This window comes from Mesorhizobium sp. B3-2-1 (assembly GCF_006439515.1).
GTDB lineage: Bacteria > Pseudomonadota > Alphaproteobacteria > Rhizobiales > Rhizobiaceae > Mesorhizobium.
The window spans coordinates 85,671-105,379 of record NZ_VFTI01000009.1 but is presented as its reverse complement, the minus strand read 5'-3'; the positions used below and the strand labels follow the sequence as shown (position 1 = coordinate 105,379).

Sequence of the window (19,709 nt, the reverse complement as noted above, 5' to 3'; positions counted from 1 at the left end):
TAAAATGTCTGAGATCGTTGTCCGCCCGCTCATGCAATCCGACCGCGCCGACTGGCGCCGCCTGTGGACCGACTACCTGACCTTCTACGAAACCAAGCTGCCGGAAGAGGTCTACGCCGTCACCTGGAAGCGCCTGTTCACGACAGGCGAATTCGAGCCGAAGGGTTTTATCGCTACCCTCGACGGCAAGGCCGTCGGCCTCACCCACTATCTCTACCACCGCTCGGGCTGGTCGGAGAAAAACAATTGCTACCTGCAGGACCTGTTCGCCGACCCGGATGTGCGCGGCAAGGGCATCGGCGCGGCCCTCATCGAGGCGGTGAAGCAGGAGGCCGGCAAGATCGGGGTAAAAAACGTCTACTGGATGACGCACGAGACCAATGCCACCGCGCGCAAGCTCTATGACCACGTCGCGCGCAGGACAGGCTTTATCGAGTATGATTTGCTCTGACGCTAAGTAATTGAAATAGTCACCATCGCGAACAATCGCCTGGTGTCGCGCGGTCGATCGCCCGGCTCGCCGGATGGATCTGAGGACGGAACGCATGACGCACTATGTGGGGATTCTCGACGGCGCGGACGATGTTTGGGGCGTGCGGATCCCTGATCTTCCCGGTTGCCATGGTGGCGGCGCAAACCCCGAAGAGGCGATTGCCGATGCGACATCGGCTGTGCGCGAATGGGTCGAAGCACGATTGGCGAAGAGCGCTTCCTTGCCCAAGGCACGCACGCTGGCAGATCTGTTGAGAGCGGACGAGATCGATAGCTCTGCTGGCGAATCCGCCGTCATGATTCCGGTGCTGATCGATTCAGGGCGGCCCGTTCGAGCCAATCTGTCGCTCGACGCCGGCCTGCTGGCGGCCATAGATGCCGAGGCCAGCCGTCGCGGACTGACGCGCTCTGCCTTTATCGCAAGCGCCGCACGAGAAAAGATCGAGGGCCACAGGTAACGGCCGGCCATGTTCATCCCCTTCTTCCTCGAACTGAAGGCAGCGCGCGTTCCCGTCTCGCTCAGGGAATACCTTTCTCTGCTGGAAGGGCTGGAAGCCGGACTGGTCGACTATGACGTCGAAGGTTTTTACTATCTTGCCCGCGCCGCCCTGGTGAAGGACGAGCGCCATATCGACCGCTTCGACCAGGTGTTCGCGCATGTCTTCAAGGGCATCGAGGCGCTGGGTGGCCCGGATGCCGTCGATGTCGCCGACATTCCCGAGGAATGGCTGCGCCGGCTCGCCGAAAAGCACCTGACCGAGGAGGAGAAAAAACTGGTCGAGGCGCTTGGCGGCTTCGACAAACTGATGGAGACGCTGAAACAAAGGCTCGAGCAACAAAAGGGCCGCCACCAGGGCGGCTCGAAATGGATCGGCACCGGCGGCACCTCGCCCTTCGGCGCCTATGGCTACAATCCCGAAGGCGTGCGCATCGGCCAGCATGAAAGCCGCAACCGCCGCGCGGTGAAAGTCTGGGACAAGCGCGAGTTCAGGAATTTCGACGATGCCGTCGAACTCGGTACCCGCAACATCAAGATCGCGCTGAAGCGCCTGCGCCGCTGGGTGCGCGAAGGCGCCGAGGAAGAGTTCGACCTGCCCGGCACCATCCACGCCACCGCCGAGCACGGCTATCTCGACGTCAAGACACGGCCCGAGCGTCGCAATGCGGTGAAGCTCCTGATGTTCTTCGATGTCGGCGGCTCGATGGACGACCATATCAAAAGCGTCGAGGAGCTGTTTTCGGCCGCCCGCGCCGAATTCCGCCAGCTCGAATATTTCTATTTCCACAACTGCCTCTACGAAGGCGTGTGGAAGGACAATCGCCGCCGCCATGCCGAGGTGATTCCGACCTTCGACCTCATTCACAAATGCGGTCCCGACTATAAGGTCATCGTCGTCGGCGATGCCTCGATGAGCCCTTACGAGATCGCCCATCCTGGCGGCTCGGTGGAACACTGGAACCCCGAGGCAGGAGCCGTCTGGCTCGGCCGGCTCCTGCAGCAATGGCCGAACGCGGTGTGGCTGAATCCCGAGAGCGAAAAGAACTGGGGCTTTACCCATTCGATCGCCATGATCCGTGACATCTTCGACGGCCGCATGTTTCCGCTGACGCTGGCCGGGCTCGAAGGTGCCACGAAGCAGCTTTCAAGAAAACACTGAAGGACCACCGGAGATCGGATGACCTGCTTCCTCTGCTTGCAGTGCGGTGTCCAGTTCGCGGCGACGGAGACGCCACCGCAACATTGCCCGATCTGCGAGGACGAGCGGCAATATGTGCGCTGGGAAGGCCAGGCCTGGATCACGCCGCAACAACTCGCCGCCGGGCATCGGCTGGTGATGAAGGACGATGCCGGCATGCTCGCCTTCGGCATCGAGCCGCGCTTCGCCATCGGCCAGCGGGCGCTGCTGGCGCATTCACCACACGGCAATGTGCTGTGGGACTGCGTCTCGATGGTGAGCGACGAGGCGGTGGCGGAGATCAACCGTCGGGGCGGGCTGGCGGCTATCGCCATCTCGCACTGCCATTACTATTCGGTGATGGTCGAATGGAGCGAGGCGTTTGGCGGCGTGCCGATCTATCTCCATGCCGACGACCGGCAGTGGATCATGCGGCCGCATCGCTCGATTGTCAGTTGGCAAGGCGAGATGCTGGCCATCAACCCGTCGCTGACACTCATCCGCTGCGGCGGCCACTTTGCCGGCGGCCAAGTGCTGCACTGGAAACGCGACGGTGCCGATGCGCTGCTGACCGGCGACATCCTGCAGGTGACGCCGACACGCCGCCATGTCGGCTTCATGTACAGCTATCCGAACCAGATCCCGCTCAATGGCGCCGCCGTACGCCGCATCGCGGCAGCCCTTGCACCGTTCGCCTTCGACGACATCTACGGCGCATGGTGGAACCAGAACATCATCGGCGATGCGAAAACGGCGCTGGCCGCCTCCGTCGCGCGCTATCTCGCGGCGATCGCCTGAGGAATTCCAGGTGGTCCGCTCGAAAATGCGGGCAAATCCCGTAACAAACGCCTATCTTGTTGCGAATATCGGGTTGCAACCAAGAACGAGCCGCCAAGGCTGAGGAGATCAAATGGACACCCACACTTACCCCGTCACCCGCACCGATGCCGAATGGCGCGCCCGGCTGACGCCGGAGCAATACGCGGTCATGCGAAACCATGGCACCGAGCGGCCGGGAAGCTGTGCCCTGCTCTATGAGAAGCGTGCCGGCACTTTTTCCTGCGTTGGCTGCGACCAGCCGCTCTTCCAGTCCACGCTGAAGTTCGAGAGCGGCACCGGCTGGCCGAGCTTCAACGATCCCGTTCCGGGCTCGGTCGAGAACACAGTCGATCGCAGCTACGGCATGGTCCGCACCGAATGCCACTGCTCTCGTTGCGGCAGCCATCTCGGCCATGTCTTCGAGGACGGCCCGCCGCCGACCGGCCTGCGCTACTGCATCAACGGCGTGGCGCTGAAATTCGAGCCGGCCGCCTGAACAGGCGTTATCATTTCTTGCGAAGGGCGGCTCCGGCCGCCCTTTTCGTATGGGCAGCCTCGTCAGACTACGATCGTGGCGATCAGCCAGAGCGCTGATCCCAGCATAAAGAGGGAAGCCCTGGCACCGCCGGCCTTCTCAGCCGTGCGCCAGACTGCCAAAGTCAGGAAGAGTTGTAGAGCACCGGTGCAAAATGCACCGCCAGGACAAGGCCGAGCGGCATCTTCAGTCCAAGCAGGATCAGCGCCGCAGCAGACGACGCCATATTGATCACGGTCCCGACAAGCATCAGGTCGCGCCGGAACAGCCGGTCGAGCGACACCTGGCCAATCCAACGCGAGCGAAAGAAATCCGCGATCACTTACCGCTGCCCCAGAACCGCGACAACGGCGTGCTCGACACGCGAGCACTCCGTTACCAGCCAGTCGGTCATCGCCGGCCAGTTGTCCTCGGCAAAGCAATTGACCCGCCACATCGAATTGATGCCGAGGCCTTCGCAGCTTTGTTCCGGTCTGAGTTTCAGCCTGTCTTCGATCGCCGGCCGGAACGGCTCCAGCCGCGACCAGCTTTGCGTGGCGCCGAACTTCTCGTTGCGGCCGAAGAAAACGCCGACATGGTTCTGCGCCGGCGCGACATACATGGAAAGGACCAGTGCGAAGTCGGGAAGCCCGCGCTGCCAGAACCAGGGTCCGCGCCGCGCCAGCCGGGCTCTTTCTTCCGGATGCCGTTCGGCAAACAGCGACCAGAAGCCGCGATGGCGGAATTCCAAGGCACGGCGGCCGCCGAAGTCGAATTCGCTCATGGTTCGAACCGTTGAGGGCGCCGAACTGACGCCCTAGACTGTTTCCAGTCTTAGACCATGCCGAGCGCGGCCATGTACAGATCGAGGATGGCATCCTCCTCCTGGCGCTCGGCCTGGTCCTTCTTGCGCAACCGGATGATGGTGCGAATTGCCTTGGTGTCGAAGCCGGTGCCCTTGGCCTCGGCGAAAACTTCCTTGATGTCGTCGGAAATCGTCTTCTTTTCTTCCTCGAGCCGCTCGATGCGCTCGATCAAGGCACGCAGCTGGCCGGCGGCAACAGTCTGGCTGGTCTCGGTGATATCGTCGGCCATGTTTTTCTCCAAAGATCGGTTCCGCGCCGCGACTCGGGGAACGTGCCGCGGCGAATTTCAGCGGTTCGATGCCCGACCCGGGCCGGCGGGTCAAGCCGTTATCGAACAGCTCGCCAGCCCTGCCGCCAGAAGCCGACAGCCTGCCCGCTCCTTGCGAACTCTTAGCTGAACGCGATCAGGAGATCCTTCGCATCGATCTGGTCGCCGGCCTTGACCAGCACCTCGGCGACCGTGCCATCACGCTCGGCATGCAGCGCCGTCTCCATCTTCATCGCTTCGATGGAAAGCAGCACGTCGCCTGCCTTGACCGCTTGGCCGGCAGCGACCGCAAGCGCCGAAACCACACCCGGCATCGGCGCCCCGACATGCGCCTCGTTGCCGGGCTCGGCCTTGCGGCGCGCCTTGGCTGCCGACGCACCATGCGCGCGATCGGGCACCTTCACACGCCGCGGCTGGCCGTTCAGCTCGAAGAACACGGTGACCATGCCCTTCTCGTCGACATCGCCGAACGCCTGGCAGCGCACGACCAAGGTCTTGCCCCTTTCGATATCGACGAAAATCTCGTCTTCCGATTTCATGCCGTAGAAATAGGTCGGCGTCGGCAGAACGCTGACCGGGCCGTAGGTTTCCTGGGCGACGACGAAGTCGGAAAACACCTTCGGATACATCAGCCACGAGGCGAATTCGTATTCCGTCAGCTTGCGCTCCAACTTGTCCTCGATCTCCTTGCGGCTCTTCTCGAGGTCGGCCGGCTTCAGCAACGAACCGGGCCGCGCCGTGATCGGCTTGTCGCCCTTCAATGCCTTCTTCTGCAGCGTCCGCGGCCAGCCGCCCGGGGACTGCCCGAGGTCGCCGCGCAGCATCGAGATGACCGAGTCCGGGAAGGCGATATCCCGGGCCGGGTTTTCGACATCGGCAACGGTCAGGTCCTGGCTCACCATCATCAGCGCCATGTCGCCGACCACCTTGGACGACGGCGTCACCTTGACGATGTCGCCGAACATCAGGTTGACGTCGTGATACGTCTGCGCCACTTCGTGCCAGCGTGTCTCCAGTCCGAGCGAACGGGCCTGTTCCTTCAAATTGGTGAACTGCCCGCCTGGCATTTCGTGCAGGTAGACTTCGGAGGCCGGCCCTTTCAGGTCGCTCTCGAAGGCGGCGTATTGGTTGCGAACGGCTTCCCAATAGAACGAGATTTTGCGGATCCATTGCGGGTCGAGGCCGGGATCGCGCTCGGTGCCTCTCAACGCCTCGACGATCGAACCGAGACATGGCTGAGAGGTGTTGCCGGAGAAGGCGTCCATCGCCGCGTCGATGGCGTCGACGCCGCTTTCCACCGCCGCCAGCACGGTTGCCGCCGACAGGCCCGATGTGTCGTGGGTGTGGAAATGGATCGGCAGATCGGTCGCCTCGCGCAGCGCCTTGAACAGCACGCGGGCGGCACTCGGCTTCAACAGGCCGGCCATGTCCTTGACCGCGATGATATGGGCGCCGGCCGCCTGCAATTCCTCGGCCAGCCCGACATAGTATTTCAGGTCGTACTTGGCCCGCGCCGGATCGAGAATGTCGCCGGTATAGCACATCGCGGCTTCGATCAGCTTGCCCTCGGCCCCCACGGCGTCCATGGCGACGCGCATGTTCTCGACCCAGTTCAGGCAGTCGAAGACGCGGAACAGGTCGATGCCGCCGCTTGCCGCCTGCTTGACGAAATGCTGCACGACATTGTCGGGATAATTGGTATAGCCGACGCCGTTCGCGCCACGCAGCAGCATCTGCAGCAACAGGTTGGGGGCTGCTTCCCGCACCAGCGACAGCCGCTCCCACGGATCCTCGGTGAGGAAGCGCATGGCCACGTCGAAAGTGGCGCCGCCCCAGCATTCCAGCGACAGGAGTTGTGGCAAGGCGCGCGCGTAGGTGCCGGCGATGCCGGCAATGTCATGCGTGCGCACGCGGGTGGCGAGCAGCGACTGGTGGCCGTCGCGCATCGTCGTGTCGGTGACCAGCACTTCCTTTTGCTCGCGCATCCAGGCGGCGAACTTTTCCGGCCCGAGCACATCGAGCTTCTGCTTGCTGCCACCAGGCACATTGCCGTTGAGATAGGGCACGACGGGCGGCGCCGCGTCGGCCTTTGGCGTCGGCCGGCCGCGCGTCTCGGGATGGCCGTTGACGCTGACGTCGGCCAGATAGTTGAGCAGCTTGGTGGCGCGGTCCTGGCGCTTGACCTGCTGGAACAGCTCCGGCGTTGTGTCGATGAACCTCGTCGTATAGGAATTGTCGGCGAAGCTCGGGTGATTGATGATCGCTTCGAGGAAGGTGAGGTTGGTGGCGACGCCGCGGATGCGGAACTCGCGCAAGGCTCGGTTCATGCGGGCGATGGTCTCGGCCGGCGTCGGCGCCCAGGCCGTTACCTTCTCCAGCAGCGGATCGTAGAAGCGGGTGATGACCGCGCCGGAATAGGCCGTGCCGCCATCGAGGCGGATACCGAAGCCGGTGGCGCCGCGATAGGCGGTGATGCGGCCGTAGTCGGGAATGAAATTGTGTTCCGGGTCTTCGGTGGTGATGCGGCACTGCAAGGCATGGCCGTTCAGCCGAATGTCCCTTTGCGCCGGCACGCCCGATTCCGGCGTGCCGATGGCGAAGCCGTCGAGAATGTGTATCTGCGCCTTCACGATGTCGATGCCGGTCACCATCTCGGTGACGGTGTGCTCGACCTGGATGCGCGGATTGACCTCGATGAAGTAGAACTTGCCGGTGTCGGCGTCCTGCAGGAATTCGACGGTGCCGGCGCCGATATAGCTGGTCTCGCGCGCGATCTTCAGCGCGTAGCCGCATAGCTCTTGGCGCAGGTCCTCGCTGAGATAGGGCGCCGGCGCGCGCTCGACGACCTTCTGGTTGCGGCGCTGGATCGAGCAGTCGCGCTCGAACAGGTGCACGGCATTGCCATGCGTGTCGCCGAGCACCTGCACCTCGACATGGCGGGCGCGCTCGATCAGTTTTTCGAGATAGACCTCGTCCTTGCCGAAGGCGGCTTTCGCCTCGCGCTTGCCTTCCATGACCTCGCGGGCGAGGTCGGCCTCGGAGCGGATGGCGCGCATGCCGCGGCCACCGCCACCCCACGAGGCCTTCAGCATGACGGGATAACCGACCGTCCTGGCGAGTTCCTTGACCGCCTCCAAATCGTCCGGCAACGGATCGGTGGCCGGCACCACGGGCACGCCGACCTCGATGGCGAGATTGCGCGCGGCGACCTTGTTGCCCAGCCTGCGCATCGTGTCTGGCTTCGGTCCGATGAAGGTGATGCCTGCTTGCGCGCAGGCTTCGGCGAATTCGGGGCTTTCCGACAGCAGCCCGTATCCGGGGTGGATGGCGTCGGCGCCTGAAAGCCTGGCGACCCGGATCACCTCCTCGATCGACAGATAGCTCTCGATCGGCCCCATGTCCTTGTTGAGATGCGGGCCACGCCCGACCTGGTAGCTCTCGTCGGCCTTGAAGCGGTGCAGGGAGTATTTGTCTTCCTCGGCCCAGATCGCCACGGTTTTGAGGCCCAACTCGTTGGCCGCGCGAAAGACGCGGATGGCGATTTCTGACCGGTTGGCGACGAGGATCTTCGTGATGGCCAAGGACTGGGCTCCAGCAGCGGAAGGGACGGGAAATCGGGGCAATGATTAACGCGAAAATGCTGCAGTGCAAACAAAATCGACGCCGACTTAAACCGATTTAAATCGATTATTCAGTCAACACTCGCACGCATTCGTTCGAACGGACGGAACAACGGCGACAATTTCGATCCTGGATGCGATCTTTCGAGGCCAATGCATCTCGCCCGGAAGTGTCCTCGGTTCCGGGATAACGACATGCATAAGATCAAGGAAAGCTGGCAGGGATGTCACCGCTGCCAGCATGTCAAAGAAAATGCCCGGCGCGAGGCGCCGGGCATCGTTGGTTTCGGATCTGAATAAATTACGACTTCGGGAACCAGGAATACTTGCCGTCGTCCTTCTTCTTCCATTCGTACATGATGTAGCCAGGCAGCTTCGGATCGCCCTTGGCGTCATAGGCGAGATCGCCCAGAACGGTCGGGAACGGACCGCTTTCATGCATCGCCTTGGCGACGGCCTGCGGATCGTTCGTCTTGGCGGCGGCGGCTGCCTCGGCGACCACCTGCACGGCGGCATAGGCGTAGAGCGTGTAGGCTTCCGGCTCGAAACCCTGCGCGCGGAACTTCTCGACGAGTTCCTTGTTGGCCGGGATCAGGCGCGGGTCGGGGCCGAACGTGTTGAGCGTGCCGGCGACGGCGTCGCCCGCGATCGCGGCGAGTTCGTCCGTCACGATGCCGTCACCCGACATCATCGGCGCCTTGAGGCCCTGGTCCGCGGATTGACGGATGATCAGGCCGGCTTCGGTGTGCAGGCCGCCCCAGTAGATCAGGGTGACGCCGGCTTCCTTCATCTTGGCGATCAGCGCCGAGAAGTCCTTGTCGCCGACATTGACGCCTTCATACATCACTTCCTTGACGCCCGCGGCGTTCATCGCCTTCTTGGTTTCGTCCGCGAGGCCCTGGCCGTAAGGGGTCTTGTCATGGATCACGGCGACTTTGGCATCCTTGAAGTTCGCGGCGATATAGGCGCCGGCGATGCTGCCCTGCTGGTCGTCGCGTCCGCAGGTACGGAACACATTCCACAGGCCGCGCTCGGTGAACTTCGGGTTGGTTGCAGCCGGCGTGATTTCGACGATATTGTTTTCCGCGTAGACCTCGGAGGCCGGGATCGACACGCCCGAGTTGAAGTGGCCGATCACGAACTTGACGCCGTCGCCGACGAACTTGTTGGCGACCGAGATGCCCTGCTTCGGATCGGAGACGTCGTCGCCGACTTCGAGCTTGATCTGCTCGCCATTGATACCGCCCTTGGCATTGATATCGGCGACCGCCGCTTCGGCGCCCTTCTGCAACTGTGCGCCGAAGGCCGCGTTCGGACCGGTGATCGGACCGGCGACGCCGAACATTACATCAGCCCACGCGTTGCCGCCGAACGCGACGAGCGCGGTCAGGGCTACGGCGGACAAAAGTGACTTTTTCATTTAAACGCTCCCATTAACGGAGTGGGCGTGGATGAAGCTTTCATGCGATGCCCACCCTTATCGCAGAAAGCATAGTTTGCCGATTTTCAGGCACTTGTCACGTCCGATTCATCCCTGACGCGGCGTTAATGATGAACGTCAACCTTTCGGTTTCCAGCTCAAGATTGAAGCTCTTTCGTAGAGCCAATTATACTGTGTGACCATCTGGTTGGTTCGTGTGTATTGATAGCCTATAAAGCCCAGTATCATCAGCACGATTGTGTCGACGATATAGTAATGCAGCGAGAACATCGTGCCGTCGAACAGCGCGTGGTGGATGAAACGGACGCCGATGCCAAGGCCGAGCATATAGGCGAACAGCTGGATGAAGCTGCGCCATGTCTGAGCACTGGCCTTGCCGGTCATCCAGGCTGCCCAGCCACCGAGCAGGCAGGTGACGAAGAAGAACTGCCAGATCGACTGTTCCTCGTAGAGAATGCCTTGCATGGGAAGTCTCCTGAACTCAGTGATGTCCGCCTTCGAGATAGGCGGCGCGCACTTCCGGATTGGCGAGCAGCTCCTTGCCGGTGCCGCTCATCGTCACATTGCCGTTGACCATGACATAGCCGCGCGTGGCGAGCTTGAGCGCGCCGAACGCGTTCTGCTCGACTAGGAACACGGTCAGCCCTTGGGTGCGGTTCAATTCGCGGATGGCATCGAAGATCTGCTTGACGATCAGCGGCGCCAGACCCAGCGACGGTTCGTCGAGCAGAAGCAGTTTCGGCCGCGCCATCAATGCGCGTCCGATCGACAGCATCTGCTGTTCGCCGCCCGACAACGTACCGCCCCGCTGGGCGATGCGCTCCTTCAGTCTGGGGAACAGCGTGAACACCTTCTCGACGTCCTCGCCATAATGTTTGAGGTTGTCGAGGCTTGCGCCCATCTGCAGGTTTTCCATCACCGTCATGCGCGGAAAGATGCGCCGGCCCTCGGGCGACTGGGCAATCCGCATGCGTGCGATTTCGTGCGTCGGCAACTGGGTGATATCGGTCCCGGCGAAGGTGATGGTGCCCGTGCGGGCGCGTGGAGCCCCGAAGATGGTCATCATCAGCGTCGACTTGCCGGCGCCGTTGGCACCGATCAGCGCCACGATCTCACCTTGCTTGACGGTGACGTTGACGCCGTTCAGCGCACGGATGTTGCCGTAATAGGTCTCCACGCCCTTGATATCGAGCAGCGTTGTCGTGGCCATCACTTGCCCCCTCCACGCTTGCCCTGAGCGGGCTTGCCTGTGCTCGCGGCCTTGCCGGAAGCATGACTGGTCGCCACCTTGCCCGCATCGACACGGCGCGAGAATTCCGTATCCTTGCCCTGGCCGAGCAGCTTCGCCTGCTTGACCCATTCCTCGCGCGCGATGCGTCCGTCAAAGGCGAGATAAGCCTCGACTGCCTCGACATCGGCCTTCTTCCAGGCGCCGATCTGGTCGAAGTGGAAGATGCCGTGCTCGTTGAGCTTCTTCTCGTTGACCGCACCGATGCCCTTGATGCGGGTCAGATTGTCGGCCTTGCCGCCACGGGGGGCAGTGAGGCGGTTCGAAACGCCTTCGGCCTTCACGGCAGGGGCCTTGGCGGCCGTCTTCCTTGGTGCCGCTTTCTTCGCAGCGGGCTTGGCCGGCGCCGGTGCGACAGGCCTGCTTGCCACGGTCGCGGCGCGGGCATCGACCTGCGCTGCCTTCGAGGCGCCTTTCGACACTGTCACGCGTTCGCCTTCGCTATGGCCGACGGTGTCGCTCACCGGCCCGGCCAGATACGACGAAGATGTTCCCGGGCCATGCGCGGAGTCGGGACCGGTATCGAGCCGTTCGATGACGTCCTCGTCGCCGACTTCGGTCAGCACGGTCTCGACCTCCTCGTCGTCGACGCCGAGATAGGCGGCGATGACGCGCGGGTCGGTGCGCACCGATTGCGGATTGCCGTCGGAGATCTTGCGGCCATATTCCAGCACCACGACATGGTCGGAAATCTGCATGACCACCGACATGTCGTGCTCGATCAAGAGGATCGAGGTGCCTGACGACTTCTTGATGTCCATCAGCAGTTCGTTGAGCGCCGCCGATTCCTTCGGGTTGAGGCCGGCCGCCGGCTCGTCGAGGCACAGCAGTTCAGGACCGGTGCACATGGCGCGCGCGATTTCGAGCCGCCGCTGCGCGCCATAGGGCAGGTCGCCGGCCGGATCGTCGGCGCGATCGACGAGATCGGCCTTTTCCAGCCAGTGCTTGGCAAGCTCCACCGATTCGGCTGAGGCCTTGCGGTAGCCGCTGAAGCCGAACAGGCCCAGGATCGTATAGCCCGAAGCCTTCATCAGCTTGTTGTGCTGGGCGACGAGCAGGTTCTCCAGCAGCGTCATGCCCGAGAATAGGCGGATGTTCTGGAAGGTGCGCGCCACCTTGGCGCGCGCCGGGATCTCGTGGTTGGGCAGCCGTTCCAGCAGGTAGCTGGAGCCATCGGCCCGGCTGAGCGTGATCATGCCTTCCGACGGCTTGTAGAAGCCGGTGATGCAGTTGAACACTGTGGTTTTGCCGGCGCCGTTGGGGCCGATCAGCGCGGTGATCTCGCCGCGCCTGGCGGTGAAGGACAGGTCGCCGATGGCGACCAGGCCGCCGAACTTCATCGACAGATGCTCGACCTGCAGGATGGCGTCGTTCATTTGCGTGGTCGCGTTCATCAGCCGTGGCCCTCCTTGGTGAAGGAGCCTGAGACAGCCCTTCGCTCCTTGAGGAAGGCGGTCGGTTCACGACTGCCGACGAAGCCGCGGGGCTTCCACAGCATGACGATGACCATGGCCATGCCGAACAGAAGCATGCGGTAGAGTTCCGGTGTGAAATCGGGTCCGAACACCTGCTTGAGGAAGTCGAGTTCGCGCAGCGCCTCGGTGCCGCCGATCATCACCATCGCGGCGACGGCGATGCCGACCAGCGACCCCATGCCGCCAAGAACGACGATGGCGAGGATAATGGCCGATTCCAGGAAGACGAAGGATTCGGGGCTGACGAAACCTTGCCGCGCGGCAAAGAACGAACCGGCGAAGCCGCCGAACATGGCGCCGGTGGCAAAGGCCGTCAGCTTGGTGGTGGTGGTGTTGATACCGAGCGAGCGGCAGGCGATCTCGTCCTCACGCAAGGCTTCCCAGGCGCGGCCGACCGGCAGGCGCCGCAGCCGGATGGTGACGAAGGCGGTTAGCAGGCAGAGCCCAAGGATCAGGTAGTAGAGGAAGATCTTGTAGTAGGCGCTGGACGTGGCGAGGTTCAGCACCTTGGCGATGTAATTCGGGTCCGACACGTTGAACGACATCAAGCCGAAGAAGCTGACCTTGGGAATGCCGGAGATGCCGGCCGACCCATTGGTGACTTCGCGCCAGTTGATCAGCACGAGGCGGATGATCTCGCCGAAGGCGAGCGTCACGATCGCCAGATAGTCGCCGCGCAGGCGCAGCACGGGAAAGCCGAGCAGCACCCCCCAGAGCGCGGCCATGGCGCCCGCGGCGGGCAACAATATCCAGAACGACAGGCCGAAATGGGTGGCGAGAAGCGCATAGGCATAGGCGCCAATCGCATAAAAAGCGACGTAGCCGAGATCGAGCAGACCGGCGAGGCCGACGACGATGTTCAGTCCCCAGGCCAGCATCACATAGATCAGGATCTGGATGCCGAAATTATCGACCCATTTCAACGAACCCTGCAACCCTCCGGTGATCGACCAGGCGTTGAGTGACAGCACCGCGACGACGAGGATCGGGTACAGCACCAACGCCGAGATGCCCAATTTGGTGAAGTTGGCATGGATGAAGGCGCGGAAGTAATAGATCACGCAGGCCAGCACATAGATGACCGCCAGGGCACGCAGGAATTGCAGATAGCCGGCCGGTTCTGCCCCAACCCATCCGGCGAGAGAGCTGTTGAACACGAACAGCAGCACCATGGCGACGACCGCTCCGATGAAGGTCGGCAGGGTGAAGGAGCGGGATGCCACACTTGCCGGCATGAGCCCGGTGGCGACATCGGCGATCTTCTGGTTGGCCATGAAGGGCTGGCCGTAGGCGACATAGAGGAAACGCCCGACTGCGGTGGCGATCACCACCGCGGCAAGCAGGCCCCAGCGCTGCACCACGACCAGTTCGTTGGACATGTTCTGGTCGGTCTTGAGGCCGATGAACAGTACGAACAGGCCAAGCGCGATGGCGCCGGCATAGAAGCCCTCGCGCAGCGCGCGCTGCATGGGCTTGGCGACGGTGTCGCTCGCACGAGATACGGTCACGGCCATGATCTCACACCTTTTCGACTTCTGGCCGGCCCAATATGCCGGAAGGCAGGAAGATCAGCACGATGGCCAGGATCGAGAACGCGGCGACGTCCTTGTAGTCGATCGAGAAATAGGCCGACCACATGCTCTCGATGAAGCCTATCAAGAGCCCGCCGAGCACGGCGCCCGGAAGCGAGCCGATGCCGCCAAGCACCGCGGCCGTGAACGCCTTCACGCCCGGCACGAAACCGTCCGAGAAGGCGATGACGCCGTAGTACATCAGGAACAGCGTGCCGGCGACGGCGGCAAGGGCTGCACCCATGATGAAGGTGATCGAGATGGTGCGGTCGACGTCGATGCCAAGCAGTGCGGCCATCTTGCGGTCCTGCTCGCAGGCGCGTTGCGCCCGGCCAAGCGAGGTCTTGTTGACCAGGTACCAGAACACCGCCAGCAGCAAAGCGGTGACGATGACGATGATGATCTGCTTCAGCGACACGCTGACGCCGTTGATGTTGTAGACTTGGCTGACCATCGGCGGGATCGGCTTGTTGCGCGGCCCTTGTGTCACCTGGACGAAGTTCGACAGCGCGATCGACATGCCGATGGCGGTGATCAGCGGCGCCAGCCGGAACGAACCGCGCAGCGGTCGGTAGGCCACTTTCTCGATCGTCCAGTTGTAGAGGCTGGTGAGCAGCATCGCCACGATCATCATGACCAGCAGCGCGATGACCACGGGCACCGAATAAAACAGCGCGCCGAGGATGAGGAAGACGATCAGCGCCGTGAAGGCGCCCACCATGAAGATGTCGCCATGGGCGAAATTGATCATGCCGATGATGCCGTAGACCATCGTGTAGCCGATCGCGATCAGCCCATAGATCGATCCCAGCGTCAGCCCGTTGATAAGCTGCTGGACAAAGTACTGCATGTGTACATGGCTCCCCTGGAATGTCGCCCATGCAGACGCATTCCTTTTCGTATTTCCCCTAGTCGTAAAGTTTCGAGCCCGGATTGCAACGTGATTTTTTCGACCGCTCCGCGTGGTTCCAAGTCACGTCTTCCCGATCGCCCGCTTTTCGCGCCCAGCCCCTGGACTATCGCGGACCCTATCATTGGCACAACGCAATGTCTTTGACGATTGGGCTGCATCATGCGCTCCGTTTCGAAGAAATCGCCGTCAAAATTAGGTGATGAGAAGAATCTTTGCGTTCCTGACATGGTTCGTTTTTTCGTCACACTCCTTTCCGCGAGGTCAGGATTCTCCTACTTGACCACGAAACCATGCGCGAACGGATCGCGGTCGTCGATGAAGATGGTGTTCAGTCCGGTCATGCGTGCCCAGCCGCCGATCGACGGGATGATTGCCGGCTTGCCAGCCACGGTGACCTCCTTTTCGACCTTGCCCTTGAACAGCGAACCGATGATCGATTCATGGACGAAGGCGTCGCCTGCACTAAGCTTGCCCTTGGCGTGAAGCTGCGCCATGCGCGCCGATGTGCCAGTGCCGCAGGGCGAGCGGTCGATCGCCTTGTCGCCGTAGAAGACGGCATTACGGGCATCGGCTCCATCGACCGTCGGCCTGCCGGTCCACAGCATGTGGGACAACCCGGTGATGCCGGGATTCTCCGGATGCACGAAGGAATATTTCTCGTTGAGCCGCTGCCGCACCACCGGGCTCCAGGCGATGAGGTCGCCGGCGGAATAATCGGCCATGTCGCGATAGTTCGCCTGCGGTTCGACGATGGCGTAGAAATTACCGCCATAGGCCACATCGACGGTGATCTCGCCGAGCCCGGGACATTCGACCGTCAGGCCTGCGGCGTGGAGGAAGGACGGCACATTGGTGATGCGCACCTCCTCGACATACTCGCCGACCTGTTTGTATTCGGCGATGACCAGGCCGGCCGGCGTGTCGAGCCGCAGCACACCCGGCGTCTTCGGCTTGATCAGCCCGTGTTCGATGGCCATCGTCACCGTACCGATGGTGCCGTGGCCGCACATGGGCAGGCAACCGGACGTCTCGATGAACAGGATGGCGATGTCGCAATCCTCGCGTGTCGGCGGGTAGAGGATCGAGCCGGACATCACGTCATGGCCGCGCGGCTCGAACATCAGGCCGGTGCGGATCCAGTCATATTCGGCGAGGAAATGCGCGCGCCGTTCCATCATCGTCGAGCCCTGCAGCAGCGGACCGCCGCCGGCGACCAGCCGCACCGGGTTGCCGCAGGTGTGGCCGTCGATGCAGAAGAAGGATTTCTTGGCCATGTCGCTCCTCAAGATCAAAACCCGAAAAAATCAAAATCGTTGTGGGCCGAAGGGGGCCAGATCGACGGACGAAGTCTGCCCCAGAACGAATTCCCTGATCAACCGCCCGGTTGCCGCAGCCTGGGTCAGGCCGAGATGGCCGTGGCCGAAGGCGTAGATCACCGACCGGCTTCGCGCCGCCTTGCCGATCACGGGCACCGAATCCGGCAGCGAGGGCCGGAACCCCATCCATTCGCGCCCGCCCGAGGGATCGAGTCCCGGCAGGAATTTCTGCGCCTTCTGCAAGAGCGCTTTCGACCTGTTGAAATTGGGTGGTCGCTCGATGCCGCCGAGTTCCACGGCACCGCCGACGCGCAGGCCCGTTTCGAGCCGAGTGATGACGAAGCCATGCCCCGAAAAGATCAGCTGCCGCCTCACGTCGAAAGCGCTCGTCGGCAGCGTCGTGTTGTAGCCGCGTTCGGTCTCCAGCGGAATGCGATCGCCTAGCTGCCGCGCCAGGAGGTGCGACCACGCGCCCGCCGCGACAACGAGGCGCCTGGCTTGCCTGCTCGAACCATCGGCCAGCGTCAGCGTGACACCGTCCTGATCCGCCGCGACGCGATCGATGCGGGCCATCTCGAAACGGGCACCCTTGGACTGCGCGTAAGCCCACACCGCCTTGCCGAGCAGTTTCGGATCGGCGACCGTCTTCCATCCCGGCACGAAGGTGCCCTTGACGAAGCGCGGTGACAACCCCGGCTGCAAGCCAGCCAGTTCTTCGCCTTCGACATGACGGAAGCCGATGCCGAAGCGCTCGCGCGCCGCCCAGCCCGACAGCGAGGCGCGGAACTCGGCTTCGCTTTCGTAGAGCTCGAGCGAACCGTCCTCGCGAAGCATCGGCCGTGTGCCGGAACGATCGAGCAGATCCATCCATTCGGCTTCGGCAAGTTTCATCATGCCGGCCTGTGCCATCAGGCTCGCCTCGTATTTCGCCGGCGCGCCGGCGCGCCAGAACCGGATCAGCCAGGGCAGCAGCTTCGGCAGATAGGCCGGCGGGACGCTGAGCGGGCCGAGCGGATCGGCGAGCCATTTCGGCAGCTGCCGGATCATGCCCTTGTGCGCCAGCGGCAACACGTCGGAGAAGGCAAAGGCGGCGGCGTTGCCGGAGCTCGTCTCCTCGCAGATGCCCGTGCGGTCGAAAACCGTGACATCCAGCCCGGTCTCGGCAAGGAAGGCAGCCGCGCAGATGCCGATGATGCCGCCGCCGACGATGGCGATGTCTGTCCCTTCTCCCCGTTCACGGCGAGAAGGCGCCCGAAGGGCGGATGAGGAGCGGCGCCCCGCTTCTGTCGACTTGGAACTTCCTGTCACGTGGGCGCTGCCCTTCACCTGCCGGCATCTTCTCCTTAGAACTGAGGCAGCGTCGGCCGTACCGCGAGCGCATCCTTGACGATCTTCTCGACGGTCTTGCGGCGTTCGCCCGACAGCGGCATGCGCGGCATGCGCACGCGGTCATTGGTGTTGATGGCGAACACTTCGGCAAGCTTGATGTTCTGCACCAGGTAGGTCGAGACATCGAGGTCGAGCAGCGGCCGGAACCAGCGGTAGATGGCGAGCGCCTCTTCGCGGCGGCCATGCTTCATCAGCTGGTAGATGGCGACGGTCTCGCGCGGGAAGGCGGTGACCAGGCCGGCCACCCAGCCGATGGCGCCGACCGACAGCGCCTCGAAGGCGAGATTGTCGACGCCGGTGAACAGGTCGTAGCGGCTGCCTAGGCGGTTGATGATCTCGGTCGAGCGGCGGATGTCGTCGGAGGATTCCTTGATGGCGACGAAGCGCTTGTCCGATGCCAGTTCCTCCATCTGGTCGACGGTGACGTCGACGCGGTAGGCGAGCCGGTTGGAATAGATCATGACCGGCAGGTCGCCGGCCTCGGCGACGGCGCGCAGGGCCGCCACCGTCTCTTCGGCGTTGGTGTGGTAGATCGGGCTCGGCACCACCATCAGGCCGTTGGCGCCTTCCTTGGCGGCGCGCCTGGCAATGCTGGCGGCCTCGCGGGTGCCGGCCTCGTTGACGGTCAGCAGCACCGGCTTCTTGCCTGCGACCTTCTGCGCGGTCTTCAGTACCTCGATCTTCTCGTCAGGCGACAGCATCGGCCCCTCGCCGAGCGAGCCGCAGACGATGATGCCGTCGCAGCCGGCTTCCATCTGCAAGCTGAAGCAACGCTCCATCTCCGCGTGGTCGAGCCGGTCGTCGGCGGTGAATTTGGTCGTGACGGCGGGGAAAACTCCGGTCCACATGGCTATCTCTCCATCTGATATATCAGACGTATATCTGTTAGGAAAGCCGCTGTCAATGCGGAATCTGTTATGATATATTTTTGATATATCAGGAGCCCGCCTTTGATATCCATGGAAGCAAGCACTGTGTCCGAGCCTGCGGCGATCAAGGCTTATCGCATCCTTGAACACATGATCGTCACGCTCGAACTGGCCCCGGCGAGTTTTATCACCGAGGGTTCCTTGATCGAGCGGCTGGCGCTCGGCCGCACGCCCGTGCGCGAGGCGATCCAGCGGCTGGCCTGGGAAGGACTGCTCGACGTCAGGCCCCGTGCCGGCATTGCGATAGCGCCTCTGCATCCCGGCGACTGGCTGCGCGTGCTCGACGCCCGGCGCGGCGTCGAGGTGGTGCTCGCACGATCAGCCGCCCGCTTCGTCACCCGCGAGGCCGCCGACCTGTTTCACGAGGCCGCGCTCGCCATGCAGAAAGCGGTCATCTCGGGCAATGTGCTTGCCTTCATCCAGGCCGACAAGGCGCTCGACGAGGCGCTGGCGCTGGCCGCCGACAACCCGTTCGCCGCCCGGCTGGCCGCCCCCCTGCAGACCCACAGCCGCCGCTTCTGGTTCCGCTACAAGGCGGACACCGGACTGGCGGAATCCGCCGAGCACCATGTCGCATTGATCCGCTCGATCCTGGACGGCGACGAGGAAGGCGCCGCCAAGGACGCCAAGAAACTGATGGCGCTGCTGCGCGGCCATGCCGAGGTGGCCGCGACACGCTGAGTCAAGCGCCTGGCAAAGCCGCCTTGATCGTTGGGCTGTCCCAGCCCTCGCCGACCGACAGGATGCAACTCTGGCCCTTCGTGTCGGAAGCCAGAACCGTCCAACTGCCTTGTTCCGAAACGAACACCTCGAGGACCACATTGGGGTTGATCAGGCCGCGCCCGGCTTCGCTTTCGTGGAAGTTCTCACCGAGCGCTTTCACGATATCGGCGCGCGCCGCGCATTGCCCGGCCGCATTTGCCTGAGCAGCGCCCGAGCACATCGCCATCGCCGCAACGAACATTGTCGCCGTAAGACGTCGTGTCATCTGACACCTCCTTGCGCCGGACGATGCAATGCCACCGGCCCGCCGTGCGGCGCCCTGGTTGTCTGCCGCGCCTCCTCCACGGCAGGATTGCAGCCCTAAGTCCTGCGAGCCCCGCCGGTTCCATCACATTAGCGTTTGCAAAAC

The 19,709-nt window shown here is 62.9% G+C and carries 19 protein-coding genes and 1 pseudogene; 6 read left to right on the top strand and 14 right to left on the bottom strand.

Going from position 1 to position 19,709, the window contains the following annotated elements:
* The first annotated feature begins 4 nt into the window (after positions 1 to 4).
* The 5 genes from FJW08_RS11875 to msrB all read left to right on the top strand — a co-directional run bounded on the left by FJW08_RS11875 (position 5) and on the right by msrB (position 3,483).
* Positions 5 to 451, top strand: coding sequence for a GNAT family N-acetyltransferase (locus tag FJW08_RS11875; RefSeq protein ID WP_140810693.1), 447 nt, complete (start codon positions 5 to 7; stop codon positions 449 to 451).
* A 106-nt stretch (positions 452 to 557) separates the two neighbouring features.
* A complete protein-coding gene (locus FJW08_RS11870) occupies positions 558 to 950 on the top strand; it encodes a type II toxin-antitoxin system HicB family antitoxin (protein WP_224615360.1) in 393 nt (130 codons plus the stop codon).
* Positions 951 to 959: 9 nt separating this feature from the next.
* Entirely contained in the window at positions 960 to 2,150 is a 1,191-nt protein-coding gene (locus tag FJW08_RS11865; protein WP_140810691.1) for a VWA domain-containing protein, read from the top strand.
* Between the two features lie 18 nt (positions 2,151 to 2,168).
* Positions 2,169 to 2,966: an MBL fold metallo-hydrolase gene (locus tag FJW08_RS11860; protein WP_140810690.1), complete on the top strand. Its 798-nt coding sequence runs from the start codon at positions 2,169 to 2,171 to the stop codon at positions 2,964 to 2,966.
* A gap of 112 nt (positions 2,967 to 3,078) precedes the next feature.
* Positions 3,079 to 3,483: a peptide-methionine (R)-S-oxide reductase MsrB gene (gene msrB, locus FJW08_RS11855; RefSeq protein ID WP_027141754.1), complete on the top strand. Its 405-nt coding sequence runs from the start codon at positions 3,079 to 3,081 to the stop codon at positions 3,481 to 3,483.
* A 62-nt stretch (positions 3,484 to 3,545) separates the two neighbouring features.
* On the opposite strand, the pseudogene FJW08_RS11850 reads toward msrB, so the two are convergent.
* The 13 genes and pseudogenes from FJW08_RS11850 to FJW08_RS11790 form a co-directional block, all read right to left on the bottom strand.
* Positions 3,546 to 3,844: pseudogene (locus FJW08_RS11850) on the bottom strand (hypothetical protein).
* The gene (locus FJW08_RS11845; protein WP_140754830.1) at positions 3,845 to 4,285 is read right to left on the bottom strand and encodes a hypothetical protein; all 441 of its coding nucleotides are present in this window, start codon (positions 4,283 to 4,285) and stop codon (positions 3,845 to 3,847) included.
* Between the two features lie 50 nt (positions 4,286 to 4,335).
* Positions 4,336 to 4,596, bottom strand: a complete 261-nt coding sequence (locus tag FJW08_RS11840) for a DUF2312 domain-containing protein (RefSeq protein WP_015315223.1) — start codon at positions 4,594 to 4,596, stop codon at positions 4,336 to 4,338.
* 161 nt (positions 4,597 to 4,757) lie between these two features.
* Positions 4,758 to 8,216: a pyruvate carboxylase gene (pyc, locus tag FJW08_RS11835; protein ID WP_140810689.1), complete on the bottom strand. Its 3,459-nt coding sequence runs from the start codon at positions 8,214 to 8,216 to the stop codon at positions 4,758 to 4,760.
* A 340-nt stretch (positions 8,217 to 8,556) separates the two neighbouring features.
* A complete protein-coding gene (locus tag FJW08_RS11830) occupies positions 8,557 to 9,675 on the bottom strand; it encodes a branched-chain amino acid ABC transporter substrate-binding protein (RefSeq protein ID WP_023771718.1) in 1,119 nt (372 codons plus the stop codon).
* A gap of 138 nt (positions 9,676 to 9,813) precedes the next feature.
* Positions 9,814 to 10,161, bottom strand: coding sequence for a DUF6867 family protein (locus FJW08_RS11825; RefSeq protein WP_140810687.1), 348 nt, complete (start codon positions 10,159 to 10,161; stop codon positions 9,814 to 9,816).
* 16 nt (positions 10,162 to 10,177) lie between these two features.
* The gene (locus tag FJW08_RS11820; RefSeq protein ID WP_140754836.1) at positions 10,178 to 10,906 is read right to left on the bottom strand and encodes an ABC transporter ATP-binding protein; all 729 of its coding nucleotides are present in this window, start codon (positions 10,904 to 10,906) and stop codon (positions 10,178 to 10,180) included.
* On the bottom strand, positions 10,906 to 12,378 hold the full coding sequence (locus tag FJW08_RS11815; RefSeq protein WP_140754838.1) for an ATP-binding cassette domain-containing protein: 1,473 nt from the start codon (positions 12,376 to 12,378) through the stop codon (positions 10,906 to 10,908). The genes FJW08_RS11820 and FJW08_RS11815 overlap by 1 nt, the downstream gene beginning before the upstream one ends.
* Complete coding sequence (gene livM / locus FJW08_RS11810) at positions 12,378 to 13,973, bottom strand: high-affinity branched-chain amino acid ABC transporter permease LivM (RefSeq protein ID WP_140754840.1); 1,596 nt, start codon at positions 13,971 to 13,973, stop codon at positions 12,378 to 12,380. The genes FJW08_RS11815 and livM overlap by 1 nt, the downstream gene beginning before the upstream one ends.
* 4 nt (positions 13,974 to 13,977) lie before the next feature.
* Positions 13,978 to 14,880, bottom strand: a complete 903-nt coding sequence (locus FJW08_RS11805) for a branched-chain amino acid ABC transporter permease LivH (protein WP_127276526.1) — start codon at positions 14,878 to 14,880, stop codon at positions 13,978 to 13,980.
* 335 nt (positions 14,881 to 15,215) lie between these two features.
* Positions 15,216 to 16,217, bottom strand: coding sequence for a 4-hydroxyproline epimerase (locus FJW08_RS11800; protein ID WP_140754842.1), 1,002 nt, complete (start codon positions 16,215 to 16,217; stop codon positions 15,216 to 15,218).
* A 30-nt stretch (positions 16,218 to 16,247) separates the two neighbouring features.
* On the bottom strand, positions 16,248 to 17,567 hold the full coding sequence (locus FJW08_RS11795; RefSeq protein ID WP_181182904.1) for an FAD-binding oxidoreductase: 1,320 nt from the start codon (positions 17,565 to 17,567) through the stop codon (positions 16,248 to 16,250).
* A 35-nt stretch (positions 17,568 to 17,602) separates the two neighbouring features.
* Entirely contained in the window at positions 17,603 to 18,496 is an 894-nt protein-coding gene (locus FJW08_RS11790; RefSeq protein ID WP_140754844.1) for a dihydrodipicolinate synthase family protein, read from the bottom strand.
* Between the two features lie 111 nt (positions 18,497 to 18,607).
* Here FJW08_RS11790 and FJW08_RS11785 point away from each other — a divergent pair, with 111 nt between their 5' ends.
* On the top strand, positions 18,608 to 19,258 hold the full coding sequence (locus FJW08_RS11785) for a GntR family transcriptional regulator (protein WP_181178239.1): 651 nt from the start codon (positions 18,608 to 18,610) through the stop codon (positions 19,256 to 19,258).
* Position 19,259: 1 nt separating this feature from the next.
* Here FJW08_RS11785 and FJW08_RS11780 read toward each other — a convergent pair whose 3' ends face one another.
* The gene (locus tag FJW08_RS11780) at positions 19,260 to 19,565 is read right to left on the bottom strand and encodes a hypothetical protein (RefSeq protein ID WP_140810686.1); all 306 of its coding nucleotides are present in this window, start codon (positions 19,563 to 19,565) and stop codon (positions 19,260 to 19,262) included.
* Between the last annotated feature and the right edge of the window lie 144 nt (positions 19,566 to 19,709).